Below are 12,971 nucleotides of genomic sequence, written 5' to 3'. Positions count from 1 at the left end.
GGCGCCGCCGATCTCATCGTCGACATCACCTCGACCGGCGCAACGCTCAAGGCCAACGGCCTGCGCATCCTCGAAGATGGCGTGATGCTCAAAAGCGAATCCCTGCTGCTCGTCGCCCGCAACGCCGAGTGGCACGAGGGCAGGCTGGCTGTCCTCAACCGACTGACCGACGCCATCGGCGCCACCCGGTTCCAGCCATAAAAAAGGGCCGCTCGCGCGGCCCTTTTTCTTTTTTTGGCAATAGCGCCTACTTGCGGGTATCGACCGCCAGCGCTCCCGGCCCGAAGGCGATGACGTAAAGCATGCCGCCCACTATGGCGACGTTCTTGAGAAAATTGGTTATTTCCATCTGGTTGGAAAAGTCGGTGTGGAAGATCAATGCCGCAACCAGCGAGAAGGCACCCAGTGCCGCCGCCGCCCAGCGGGCCTTGAACCCGATCGCCAGCATGATGCCGCCAACGACTTCCAAAAGAATGGTCGGCCAGATCAGGAGGCCCGGCACGCCGAACATTTCCATATAGCCCACATTGCCCTCGATGGCCGGGATCTTGCTCAGGCCGGCGAGAATGAAGATGAGGGCCAGAAAGATGCGGCCCACAGTCGGTAGATAGGTTTGAAGCGCGTTCATGGTCTTTGCGTCCAGTATCCGATTTGCGATGACCGGACACTGCCGCATGACCACCGTTTGAAAAATCCACCTGTCACCGACAGATTGTTCGCCAATCAATATACAGTAGCGGCGCCCCCAGCATCGATCCGGTTGCAAACCGCCCCGCTTCGTGCCAGCAAGCGCCACCACGCAACGACGAGTCCTTTCCGTGTACGATATCTGGGTCCTTGTGGCGCTGGGCGGCGTCAGCGTCATCGCCGGCTTTGTCGATGCCGTTGCCGGCGGCGGCGGCCTGATCACCATCCCTGCGCTGCTCTGGGCCGGCCTGCCGCCATTGGGCGCCATCGCCACCAACAAGGCCCAATCGATCGTCGGCACCACGATGGCCGCCTGGACCTATTGGCGCCAGGGCTACGTCTCGATCCTGTCGCTGGTCCCCGCCATCGGCGCGGCCTTCGCCGGTTCGCTTTTCGGCGCCATCGTCGTCAAGCAGGTCGATACCTCCGCTCTTGAGATCCTTGTCCCGGTCGCCGTGATCGCCGTCGCGCTCTATTTCACCTTCTCGCCCTCGATCAGGGACATCGATGGCGCCGCCCGCCTCAAATTTGCAACCTTCGTTCCCGCCTTCGCCTTCGTGATCGGCTTTTACGATGGCCTTTTCGGCCCCGGCACCGGCTCGTTCTTCATGCTGGCCTTCGTCGCCCTGTTCGGCCTCTCGGCAGCCCGCGCCTCGGCCCACACCAAGATTCTCAACGTCGTCTCCAACCTCGCTGCCTTGATCTTTTTCATCATCGCCGGAGACGTCGTCTGGCCAGTGGCGATCGTCATGGCCACAGGCCAGATCCTCGGCGGCTACCTCGGCGCCGTCACCGGCATCCGCTACGGCGCCAAAATCATCCGCCCCCTGGTGATCGTCGTCTCGATCATCCTCGCAATAAAGCTGCTCTTTTTCCCCTGAGTCGTACGGTGTGCAAGCCTGCTTTGCAGGCGCCGACAAAGCCGTGCCAGGCAAAAAGCGAACGGGAAGTTCCAAACGAAAAGGGCAGCGCCGAAGCACTGCCCTTCCCGTTCGAGACCCTGGAGAGGTCCCAATTCTTTTTCTTTAAGGCGCAAAGAGCGCCCGGCCATCGTTGGCCGCGCCCGCGCAGGGCCAGCATTCGGCCCAGCGCGGTTTTAGCGCTTCGGGCCGAATGCGGTACGGCCCGTGAGCGAAATGGATTCCTTAGAAATCCATGCCGCCCATGCCGCCCATGCCGCCACCGCCGCCGGGCATGGCGGGTGCGTCGTCCTTTGGAAGCTCGGCGATCATCGCTTCGGTGGTGACCAGAAGGCCGGCAACCGAGGCAGCGTCTTCAACAGCGGTGCGCACGACCTTGACGGGATCGATGATGCCCATCTGGATCATGTCGCCATATTCACCCGTCTGGGCGTCATAGCCGAAGGTGTCGGACGCATTGTCGAGGATCTTGCCCACAACGACCGAACCTTCACTGCCCGCATTGTTGGCGATCTGACGGATCGGTTCCTGCAGCGCGCGCTTGACGATGGCGATACCGGCCTGCTGGTCGGCATTGGCACCCTTGACGGTGAGCGCGTTCGAGGCCCGCAGCAGCGCAACGCCACCACCGGCAACGATGCCTTCTTCAACCGCAGCGCGGGTTGCATTGAGCGCGTCGTCGACGCGGTCCTTGCGTTCTTTCACTTCAACTTCGGTCGAACCGCCGACCTTGATCACGGCAACGCCACCGGCCAGCTTGGCCAGACGTTCCTGAAGCTTTTCCTTGTCGTAATCGGACGAGGTTTCTTCGATCTGCGCCTTGATCTGGTTGACACGGCCTTCGATGTCGTCCTTGGAGCCCGAACCATCGACGATGGTGGTGTTTTCCTTGGTGATCTCGACGCGCTTGGCGGTGCCCAGCATGTCGGTGGTCACGTTCTCGAGCTTGATGCCGAGGTCTTCGGAAATCACCTGGCCACCGGTCAGGATGGCGATGTCTTCGAGCATGGCCTTGCGGCGATCGCCGAAGCCCGGTGCCTTGACGGCAGCGACCTTGAGACCGCCACGCAGGCGGTTGACCACGAGAGTGGCAAGCGCTTCGCCTTCAACGTCTTCTGCAATGATGAGCAGCGGACGGTTGGACTGAACCACGCTTTCGAGAACGGGCAGCAGAGCCTGCAGGTTCGAAAGCTTCTTTTCGTGCAGCAGGATGAGCGGATCGTCGAGCTGAGCGACCATCTTTTCGGTGTTGGTCACGAAATAGGGCGAAAGGTAACCGCGGTCGAACTGCATGCCTTCGACGACATCGAGTTCGGTTTCTGCGGTCTTGGCTTCCTCGACGGTGATGACACCCTCGTTGCCGACCTTCTGCATGGCGTTGGCGATCATGTCGCCGATGGCCTTTTCGCCATTGGCCGAGATCGTGCCGACCTGGGCGACTTCGCTGGTGTTGGAGATCTTGACGGCTTTCGAGGCCAGGTTCGAGATCACTTCGGTCACGGCCAGGTCGATGCCGCGCTTGAGATCCATCGGGTTCATGCCGGCAGCGACGGCCTTGACGCCTTCGTTGACGATCGACTGAGCCAGAACGGTCGAAGTCGTGGTGCCGTCGCCGGCGATGTCATTGGTCTTGGAGGCCACGGTGCGCAACATCTGGGCGCCCATGTTTTCGAACTTGTCTTCGAGTTCGATTTCCTTGGCAACGGTCACGCCGTCCTTGGTGATGCGCGGTGCGCCGAACGACTTTTCGATGACCACGTTGCGGCCCTTGGGACCGAGCGTCACCTTGACCGCATTGGCCAGGATGTTGACGCCGCGCAGCATCTTGTCGCGGGCTTCGGTCGAGAATTTGACTTCTTTGGCAGCCATTTAATTCTGCTCCTTGCAAAAAATGAAAAAGGGCATCCGAAGGTTTTGGGGGCGCTTCCAACCGGAAGCGCGTCCGGATTAACCTTCGATCACGCCCATGATGTCGGACTCTTTCATGATCAGCAGGTCTTCGCCGCCAACCTTGACTTCGGTGCCGCTCCACTTGCCAAACAAGACGCGGTCGCCTTCCTTGACGTCGAGCGGAACGACCTTGCCATTGTCGTCGCGGGCTCCGGCGCCGACGGAAACGATAACGCCCTCGGAGGGTTTTTCCTTGGCGGTGTCTGGAATGATGATGCCGCCAGCGGTCTTGGATTCGCTGTCGACGCGGCGGACCACAACGCGGTCATGCAGGGGACGGAAGCTCATAGTCGCTCCTTTGGAACGTGAAGTTGAGATGCAATTTCCTCCGCTATTAGCACTCTAACGTCGGGAGTGCTAGCAGCATATGGTGCAGATAGGAGAGGGGGGTGCGGGAGTCAAGAATGCCGCACGCAAAAAATTTTGCATCGCGGACAGGGGCTTGTTATGCCGTTGCGCGATTTGCATGCCAGCCGTTCATGCGGACATAAAAAGACGAGACGATGACAGAATTGGAAAATATGTCCGCACGAGATTGGATTCCGCCGACCCTGTCGGTCATCGTCCCCACCTTCAATGAACGCGACAACATTGCCCCGCTCATCGAAAAGCTCGAGGCGGCGCTGGCAGGCATCAGCTTTGAAGTCATCATCGTCGATGACAACAGCCCGGACGGCACCGCCGATCTGGCCAAGCAGATCGCAGCGCAAAAGCCCCATGTCAGATGTATTCACCGTATCGGTCGGCGCGGCCTGTCATCGGCCTGCATCGAAGGCATGGCATCCTCGGCGGCAGAATTTGTGGCCGTGATCGATGCCGACCATCAGCACGACGAAACGATTCTGACCCAGATGCTCGACCAGGCCCGCGCCGGGGCCGACATTGTCGTTGGCTCACGCTACACGGGGGAGGGCAGTTCCCAGGATGGTTTTTCCGCCAGCCGTCAGAAGGGGTCCGAACTGGCAACCCGGCTTTCGGGCATTCTCACCGGCAAGGCCCTGTCCGATCCGATGAGCGGCTTTTTCCTGCTGCGCCGGTCGCTGTTCAATGAAATCGTCCCGCGCCTGTCGCGCGAAGGCTTTAAGATCCTGCTCGACATCATCGCCACGGGCAACCGCCAACTGGGGCGCAAGCTGACGATCACCGAGGTGCCCTACACCTTCCGCCCGCGTTTTGCCGGCGAAAGCAAGATGAGCGCCCTGGTCGTCGCCCAGTTTCTCGGGCTCATCGTGTCGCAGATTTCCCGTGGCATCCTGCCCACCAGCTTTCTTCTGTTTTCGCTGGTTGGCGCGTCGGGCGTTGTGGTGCATCTTTCGGTGCTGACATTTGTCTTCGAAGTTCTCGACTTCAACTTCGCCAACAGCCAGTTGGCGGCAACGCTGGTGGCCATGACCACCAACTACCTGCTCAACAACGAATTGACCTACGCCGACAAGAAACTGACGGGCTCTCGCTTCTGGACCGGGCTGCTCAGTTTCTATCTGGTCTGCAGCTTCGGCACGCTCGCCAATGTCTCGGTGGCCAGCGTGCTGTTTGAAACCCACATGGCCAATTTCATCGTCGCCGGGGTGGCCGGCGCGGTGATGAGCGTGGTCTTCAACTACGCGGTCACCCGCATTTTTACCTGGCGGTGAACCCATGACCTTGCGTGATCGCATCGGCCCTTTCTCGCCCGCTCAGGCCACTCTGATCCTCATCGCCGTCACTCTGGTCCTGCGCATGATCGGTGGCGCGGTGGTCGGCTGGGGCACGGGAGAGGCCTATTATCTTGCCTCGGCCCGCCAGTTTCACCTGAGCTATTTCGACCAGCCGCCTGTCTCGCTCTGGACCATCTGGGCAACGCTGCAATTGACCGGATCGGACAACCTGCTGATCATCCGGCTGCCTTTCATCGTGATGTTCGCCGTCTCGACCTGGCTGGTCTTTGACATTGTCCGGCGCATCCATTCCCCGCTCGGCGGCTTTTTTGCAGCACTGATCGTCAATGCCTGCGTGCTGTTTTCGCTCTCCGTCGGCTCATGGACACAGCCCGATGCCCCCATGGTCTTGTTCTGGCTCGCAACGATCCGCGTTCTGATCGAGATATTCTTCGGCAAGGGCGCCCAGCGGCCGTTTCTCTACTGGAGCCTTGCCGGGTTATTTCTCGGGCTGACATTTCTTTCGAAATATCACGCGGTCTTCCTCGTGGCCGGCACGGGCCTGTTCATTCTCGCCAATTCCACCCAGCGCCGCTGGCTCACCCATCGCGCGCCATGGCTGGCTCTGCTGATCGCTCTGGCCATCTTCTCGCCCGTCCTGGTCTGGAACGCGCAGAACGATTGGGTGTCCTTCGGCTTCCAGGGGGGCAGGGCGCTGGCCGAATCCGGTTTGCGCTGGGACGGATTGATCCGCATGATCTGGGGGCAGCTCCTTTACATGGTTCCCTGGCTGGCGCTGCCCGCGCTCTATGTCGGCGTTCGCGCCCTGGGCGCGGGGGCTCGCGGACAGTTTCCCTCGGGCGCCGAGCCGGGGGCGGCGGCGCTCTTTGCCTATATCGGCTGGCCCGTCGTCATCTTTTTCACAATCGTTGCGCTGTGGTCAGACACCCAGTTCCATTTCCATTGGCAGGCACCGGGCTATCTGATGCTGTTCATGCTCATGGGCGCCTGGGCAGCCGATCGGGACGGCAAGGCCGTCTGCGCCTGGCTGTTCGGCTCGGCCATCGCCACGCTGGTCATTCTTTCGCTGCTCGTGTCCCACGCGGCAACCGGATGGGCTCGCGCCGTGTTCCCGGGCGATTGGGAAGACCCGACGGCACTGCAACTGCCATGGACCGAACTGGGCGAGGCGCTCGATGACCTTGGCGCCTTCGGGCAGGGCGAACTGTTCGTCGCCGGCACCAACTGGATCGATTGCGGCTACATCGACACGCAGGTCTCGGGCCGCTTGCCATTGGCCTGTTTCGGCAGCGATCCCCGCAATCTCGAATTCAATTTCGACAGGCAGGCCCACACCGGCTGGAACGCCTATGTCGTTGCCCAGACCCCCAACGCCGATCGCGTGCCCAACGCCCATTCGGACAGCTTTGAGAGCATCGAACATCTCGGAACCATATCCATTGAGCGCAATGGTGTAATAGAGTTGGGCAATATCCAGCTCTATTACGCTCAGGGGTACAGACCCCGGTAAGAAAGACCGCCGCTCGCGTTGTAAGCTGCTACGCCGCTCCCGCCCGCTCCCAGCCCAGCCGCTTGCGATAGATCGTCGAGGGGCTGATCTCCAGCGCCGCGGCGGCGCGGGCGATGTTGCCGCCGAATGCGCCAAGCGCGTCCTCGATGATCTTTTGCTCCTGCTGCCACATGGGCAGGATATCGGGCACCGATCCATTCGAGAGCACGGCAACCTCAAAGGCATCGCGCGATTCGATATCGGCCGCCAGCGCCATCTGAGCCGTCACCATGCCGCCATCGAACATCACGACGATCCGGCGCACCAGATTTTGCAGCTGGCGCACATTGCCCGGCCATTCGCGCGCCACGAACAGATTGGCGACATCGGGAGCAAATCCGGCAAAACCCTTGCCTTCTTCCTTGGAGAATGTCGCAAGAAAGCTCTGCGCCAGCGGCATGATATCGCCCGGCCTTTGCCGCAGGGGTGGCAGGTGGATGGGCAGCACATGCAGGCGATAGAACAGATCTTCGCGGAATTTCTTTTCGCTGACCAGTTGCATCGGATTGCGGTTGGTCGCGCAGATCACCCGCACATCGACCGGCCGGGACACCGATTCTCCCACCCGCGTAATTGTCCCGGTCTGCAAGAACCGCAGGAGCTTGGACTGCAGGGCGAGGTCCATTTCCCCGACTTCGTCGAGAAACAACGTACCGCCATCGGCCATCTCGATGGCGCCCTTGCGGTCCTCATGGGCGCCCGTATACGAGCCCTTGACCGCCCCGAACACCTCGGACTCCATCAATTCGCGCGGAATCGCGCCGGCATTGATGGCAATGAACCGCTTTTTGGCGCGCGGGCTGCGCTTGTGCAGCGCTTCGGCCGTCACTTCCTTGCCCGTCCCGCTTTCTCCGGTGATGAACACCGGGGCCGCCGAGGGCGCAATCCGCTGGATCTGGTCGTAAATCGCCTGCATCTGCGGCGTTGTCCCCACAAATCCTTCAAAGTCGGGGCGCTGTTCGGCCAGTGTGTCGCACACCATGGCCCGCGCCTTGCCGTGGCGCTGGCCCAACTCGCCCAGCCGGGAGGCCAGAACCGGCCCCGAGACCGGCAATGGCAGATAGTCATGGGCTCCCGCCCGCATGGCCGCCACCGCAAGCGAAACCGATCCGCCATCGGACAGCGCGATGATGAGCGCCCCATCGGACGCATTTGCCAGCGCACCGAACGCGGCTTCCTCATCGCCCGCAAACCCGTCCAGGCTCTCGGTTTCCGCCAAAATGACATCGAAACGTTCCGTCTTGAGGCTGCGCAGCGCCTGCGGACCGCTCGAACAGTGGACGAGCGTGATCCCGTGGCCCCATTGGCCAAAAATGGCGGACATGGTCGCACGCGCTCTCTCGGGCGAGCGCTCGATCAGCAACAGATTCACATCTGCGTCCGACGGGGTTCCATCACGCATCAGGCGGCTACTCCTTGCCAGATGAAGGCTGAACTCGATGAGCCATTATCAATCCATTAGGGTAAACAAAGGGTTGGCACCCCCCGCTTTTTAGTCGCCAGAGGGAGTGGTAAACCTTTAAATGAAAGCCGAATTTGATTCCCGCAGGGGGCATGGAGCCGGGTGCAAAATCTGGTGCTGATCTTTATCGGGGTTTGCGGCGTCGCCTTTGGCGCAGCGGCCTATTTTGCCCTCGGCTTCACCCCCATTGAAGCCGGGCTGCTGGCGCTTGTCATCATGCTGGGCGGCGCCATGCTCGAGGAGCGCAATGCCCGCCGCCGCGCCTTCCGTCGCCTCGAACAGGGCGTTGAGGAAATGGGGCGCCTTCTCGCCACCGACGCCAAGGCCGGCCAGGTTCTCAGCCAGCGCGTCAACGCCCTTGTCGATCTCGAGCTCGGCTCGCGCCTCGACGTGATCGAAGCCGACATGAGCGTTCTGGGCACCGTGGTCCGTCAGGTGGCCGAAGCGGTATCCGATCTCGAAACCGCTCAGGCTGCCTCCGCACCGGCCCTCAAGGACGACCGTGCTACAGGCTCGGGCCCCGAACCCCGCCGCGTGCCCACCATTGCCCTCGATGACGTCAAGCGCGCCCTCGACGAGGGCCGGCTGATCCACCACGCCCGCCCCATCCTCACGCTCCCCCAGCGCAAAATTCACGCTTTCGACATGGTGCCGCGCCTGCAGATCGATGGCCGCCAGCTTGTCGATCCGCCCCAATACATGCCCGTCCCCACCGGCGAGGGCACCGTCGTTTTGCGCCGCATCGACCGGCTCTGCGCCGAGGAGGCCATCCGCATCGTCCGCCGGGCGCGTTTGAGCGGCGATCCCGTCCGCCTGCTCGTCGATGTTTCCCCTGCAAGCCTGGGCGACAAGCCGGCGCTCGATCAGACCTTGAGCCTTCTTGCCGCCAACCGCGCCGTCAATTCCGATATCGTCTTTGCCCTCGATTACGAGGAATGGACCGGCCTGTCGCGCCCCCAATCGGATGGTCTGGCAACCCTCGTGCAACAGGGCGTGTTCGTCGCCCTGCGCAACGCGACGACGCTGCGCCTCGATTTTGGTGGCCTTGCCGAAAAAGGGGTGCGCTACATCGAAACCAGCGCCCACACCTTCCTCAAGACACCCGCCGCGCTCACCGATTTCCATTCATCCGACATCAATGACTATATTAAGCGCTTCGGCATCAATCTCGTCGTCACCGACCTTGAGAGCGAGAGCGAGATCCTTGCCCTGCTCGATGATGGCATAAAGCTTGCGCAAGGCCCCGTGATGGGCGAAACCGGACCCCTGCGGCCCGATCTGCGCGACGATGGCGATGACGATCTGCGCCAGGCTGCGGCGCGATAACAGAGCGCTTCCAGGATAAGTGGACACCGCTTATCCGGTTCGGAAGCGCGACCGAACACCCGAGCGCTTCCAGGATAAGTGGACACCACTTATTCGGTTCGGAAGCGCGACCGAACAAAAGACTTGAGCCAAGGAAACCCATGCCCGCTCTCACCGGCCCCACTCCCGGTCTTTCCAGCCTCGCCACACGCTATGGCGCTGTGCTGTCCGACGTCTGGGGCGTGCTGCACAATGGCGTCACCCCGCACTGGGGTGCCGTCGAGGCGCTCAGCCAATTCCGCGCCGGCGGTGGCCGCGTCGTGCTCATCACCAATGCGCCCCGGCCCGGCGCCTCGATCATCGCCCAGCTCGACGCCATGAATATCCCGCGCGATGCCTATGACGCGCTTGTGTCCTCGGGCGATGCCACCCGCACCCTGCTTGAGAACTGGCGCGGCCGCACCGTCGCCCGGGTCGGCCCTGCAGTCGATGATGTCTTGTTCGAAGGCCTCGATCTCACCTTCGGCTCCGATGAGGAAGCGACCGCCGTCGCCGTCACCGATCTCGATACCGATGACGACACCCCCGCCGATTATGCGGACCGCATGACCATCTGGAAGGCCCGCAATCTGCCCCTGATCTGCGCCAACCCCGACAAGGTGGTCGAGGAGGGGGATCGTATAGTTTATTGCGGTGGCGCGCTGGCCGATGCCTATGAGGACATCGGCGGCCGGGTGATGATGGCCGGCAAGCCCTATAACCCCATCTATGAGCAGACCAAGGCTTTGGCCGACGAGGCCGCCGGTCAGCGCTTCGAGAAAAGCCAGATTCTGGCCATCGGCGATTCCGTGCGCACCGACGCGATGGGCGCCGCCCAGTTCGGCATCGATCTCTTGTTCATCACCGGCTCGATCCACGCCGCCGAACTCGATGCCTTCAACGATCCTCCGGCCCGAAGGGTCGCCGATTTCGTCTCGGTCTCCCGCGCCAACATGGTCGGCTTCATGCCCCGGCTGGTCTGGTAGCGCCCGGAGGGCTTCCAGGAAAAAGCCTGTCCTCGACTCGATCGGGGATGGGTTCCACTTTTCCGGTTCGGAAGCGCGACAACATAAGGTCTAGAGCATGGCGCGATTCCAAGAAGAGCGGCAGACCCTGGATATAGACGCGCGTGGCTTTATCAAGGATAGACTGCCCGTCGCTCCGGTGCCGGGGCTTCCCGATATCCGGCTTCACCTTGCCGTCCCCCAGAGCGGGGTCTGGACGCTGGCGCGCGACGGCGTGCCGCCCTATTGGGCATGGTTTTGGCCCGGTGGGCTGGTTTTGGCCCGCCACATCATGGCCAATCCCGATATCGTCGCGGGTCGTACCGTCCTCGATCTGGGCACAGGCTCGGGCCTTCTCGCCATCGCGGCAGCCCTGAGCGGGGCCGACAGGATCATGGCCTGCGATACCGATGCAAATGCCATCGCCGCCGTTGCGCTCAACGCCGCCCTCAATTCGGTAACGGTCCAGACCCAACACGCCGATCTCCTCGATGGCCCCGTACCCGAGGCCGAAATCGTCCTGGTCGGCGATCTTTTTTACGAAAGCACGCTGGCCGGACGCGTCGTGGCCTTTCTCGACCGCTGCCTTTCCGCACATTGCCGGATCTATGTCGGAGACATCGGCCGCGAGCATCTGCCGCGCGATCGCATGCAGGCCCTCGGCTCCTATCCGCTGGTCGATTTTGGCGAACCCGCGACGGCAGAACCGCGCCCCGCGCAGGTCTGGCGCTATATTGGCGCAAGGGCCTGAACCTGCGCTCTTGCAATCGCACCCACAAAGAGGCAGTTTCCGCCCGACTTTGCGTGGCCTCACCCAACTCTTCCGTCAAAAAAGCGCGACGAAACGATCCAGACCAATATGACCGCAGGCAAAAATTTCGCCCGACTCGATGGCCTTTCCGCCGTCCCATCCGCTCTTAAGGGTGGTGTGGTGGCCATTGGCAATTTCGATGGTTGCCATCGCGGCCATCAGAAGGTCTTCGCCGCCGCCCGTGCCATGGCGGAAAAAAAGGGCGTGCCGGCGCTGGTCCTGACCTTCGAGCCGCACCCGCGCGACGTCTTCGCGCCGCAGCCCTTTCTGTATCGGCTGACCCATGCCGATCAGAAAGCCGCTCTTATCGAGGCGCTGGGCTTTGATGCCGTGGCCGTCATGGAATTTTCCCGCGATCTGGCATCCGTCGAGGCAAGCGATTTCGTCGCACGCTACCTGCTCGAAGCGCTCGAGGTCTCCGGGGTTGTCGTTGGCGCCGATTTCCATTTCGGCAAGGGCAGGGCGGGTACGCCCGATTTCCTTGTCGCGCAGGGCGAAGAGCACGGCTTTTCGGTCGAGATCTGCGCCATGCTCGATGATGGCACCGAGCCCGTATCGTCCTCGCGCGTCCGCGATGCGCTTGCCGGCGGCGATGTCGAAACCGCCAACAATCTTCTGGGCTATCACCACTTCTTTTCCGGAACGGTCATCGAAGGCGACAAGCGCGGCCGTGAACTGGGCTACCCGACCGCCAACATGGCCGTGCCCCAGACCTTCGGTCTGGCGCAGGGCGTCTATGCCGTCAAAATACGGCTCGATGGCGAAATATTCGATGGCGTCGCTGCCTATGGCAAGCCGATGTTTGACAACGCCCGGCCGCCGTTTGAGACCTTCATTTTCGATTTCGATCGCACCATCTATGGCAAGACCCTCGACATCGCCTTGCTCGGCTTCATCCGGGGCCAGATGACGTTTGATGGTCTCGCCCCGCTTATAGAACAGATGGACAAGGACACGGCGACGGCGCGAATTATCACCGCCCAGGCCCGCCCGCTCTCCGAGCTGGACGCCGCCCTGGGCTTTGTCGATGGGTCTTTCGGCTAAATCTCGTTGGTTGCAGCACTCTCACTTGTCATCCTGGCCCCGAGCCGGGATCCAGTACACTCAGAGTCCGTGATCGCCCCGCACCCTGCCGCCAAACCCATTGGCAATCCTCCGCCACCGCTGTTAAAAGCGGTCCCGATCTCATGACTGAAGATTTCCGCGAGTTCTTATGACCGACACGCAACAAGGCGCGACAACCGAACGCGACTATTCAAACACCCTGTTCCTGCCCCGGACCGATTTCCCCATGCGGGCCGGTCTTCCCCAGCGTGAGCCCGAATGGCTCAAGCGCTGGGAGGATATGGACCTCTACAAGATGCTGCGCGAGCAGAGCCGTGATCGTGAAAAATTCACGCTCCACGATGGCCCTCCCTACGCCAACGGCAACATCCATATCGGCCACGCGCTCAACAAGACCCTGAAGGATCTTGTGTCCCGCTCCATGCAGATGCTGGGCTATAATTCGGCCTATGTGCCGGGCTGGGACTGCCACGGCCTGCCCATCGAATGGAAGATCGAGGAACAGTACCGCGCCAAGGGCA

The 12,971-nt window shown here is 61.8% G+C and carries 12 protein-coding genes and 1 pseudogene; 9 read left to right on the top strand and 4 right to left on the bottom strand.

What is annotated here, in order from left to right; all coding sequences use genetic code 11:
• Positions 1-201: pseudogene (gene hisG / locus AACZ55_RS12475) on the top strand (ATP phosphoribosyltransferase); the annotation flags it as partial.
• Positions 202-247: 46 nt separating this feature from the next.
• Here the strand turns inward: hisG and AACZ55_RS12470 are convergent.
• Positions 248-628, bottom strand: coding sequence for a DoxX family protein (locus AACZ55_RS12470; protein WP_339646535.1), 381 nt, complete (start codon positions 626-628; stop codon positions 248-250).
• Between the two features lie 190 nt (positions 629-818).
• On the opposite strand from AACZ55_RS12470, the gene AACZ55_RS12465 reads away from it, so the two are divergent.
• On the top strand, positions 819-1,568 hold the full coding sequence (locus tag AACZ55_RS12465) for a TSUP family transporter (protein WP_339646533.1): 750 nt from the start codon (positions 819-821) through the stop codon (positions 1,566-1,568).
• 264 nt (positions 1,569-1,832) lie between these two features.
• Here AACZ55_RS12465 and groL read toward each other — a convergent pair whose 3' ends face one another.
• Positions 1,833-3,476, bottom strand: coding sequence for a chaperonin GroEL (gene groL / locus AACZ55_RS12460; RefSeq protein ID WP_338607610.1), 1,644 nt, complete (start codon positions 3,474-3,476; stop codon positions 1,833-1,835).
• Between the two features lie 78 nt (positions 3,477-3,554).
• Entirely contained in the window at positions 3,555-3,845 is a 291-nt protein-coding gene (groES, locus tag AACZ55_RS12455; RefSeq protein WP_338607609.1) for a co-chaperone GroES, read from the bottom strand.
• Positions 3,846-4,078: 233 nt separating this feature from the next.
• Here groES and AACZ55_RS12450 point away from each other — a divergent pair, with 233 nt between their 5' ends.
• A complete protein-coding gene (locus AACZ55_RS12450) occupies positions 4,079-5,191 on the top strand; it encodes a glycosyltransferase family 2 protein (RefSeq protein ID WP_338607608.1) in 1,113 nt (370 codons plus the stop codon).
• A 4-nt stretch (positions 5,192-5,195) separates the two neighbouring features.
• A complete protein-coding gene (locus AACZ55_RS12445; protein WP_339646529.1) occupies positions 5,196-6,725 on the top strand; it encodes a glycosyltransferase family 39 protein in 1,530 nt (509 codons plus the stop codon).
• A 28-nt stretch (positions 6,726-6,753) separates the two neighbouring features.
• Here the strand turns inward: AACZ55_RS12445 and AACZ55_RS12440 are convergent, their stop codons facing one another.
• On the bottom strand, positions 6,754-8,166 hold the full coding sequence (locus tag AACZ55_RS12440) for a sigma-54 dependent transcriptional regulator (RefSeq protein WP_338607606.1): 1,413 nt from the start codon (positions 8,164-8,166) through the stop codon (positions 6,754-6,756).
• 162 nt (positions 8,167-8,328) lie between these two features.
• Between AACZ55_RS12440 and AACZ55_RS12435 the strand changes: the two genes are divergently transcribed.
• From AACZ55_RS12435 to AACZ55_RS12415, 5 genes are all read left to right on the top strand, one after another.
• The gene (locus tag AACZ55_RS12435) at positions 8,329-9,552 is read left to right on the top strand and encodes an EAL domain-containing protein (protein WP_339646525.1); all 1,224 of its coding nucleotides are present in this window, start codon (positions 8,329-8,331) and stop codon (positions 9,550-9,552) included.
• A gap of 140 nt (positions 9,553-9,692) precedes the next feature.
• Entirely contained in the window at positions 9,693-10,556 is an 864-nt protein-coding gene (locus AACZ55_RS12430) for a TIGR01459 family HAD-type hydrolase (RefSeq protein ID WP_339646522.1), read from the top strand.
• 97 nt (positions 10,557-10,653) lie between these two features.
• Positions 10,654-11,325 carry a 50S ribosomal protein L11 methyltransferase gene (locus AACZ55_RS12425; RefSeq protein WP_339646519.1) on the top strand — a complete coding sequence of 224 codons (672 nt, stop codon included), beginning with the start codon at positions 10,654-10,656 and terminating at the stop codon, positions 11,323-11,325.
• 108 nt (positions 11,326-11,433) lie between these two features.
• Positions 11,434-12,429 (top strand): bifunctional riboflavin kinase/FAD synthetase, encoded by a 996-nt coding sequence (locus tag AACZ55_RS12420; RefSeq protein ID WP_339646516.1) that lies wholly within the window; start codon positions 11,434-11,436, stop codon positions 12,427-12,429.
• A gap of 169 nt (positions 12,430-12,598) precedes the next feature.
• Positions 12,599-12,971, top strand: a 373-nt coding sequence (locus tag AACZ55_RS12415; RefSeq protein WP_339646514.1) for a class I tRNA ligase family protein, incomplete at its 3' end; no start/stop codon positions are given.

Source organism: uncultured Pelagibacterium sp., assembly GCF_963972885.1.
GTDB lineage: Bacteria > Pseudomonadota > Alphaproteobacteria > Rhizobiales > Devosiaceae > Pelagibacterium > Pelagibacterium nitratireducens.
Note: the sequence above shows the minus strand (reverse complement) of the source record. Positions and strands in the feature narration are given on the sequence as shown.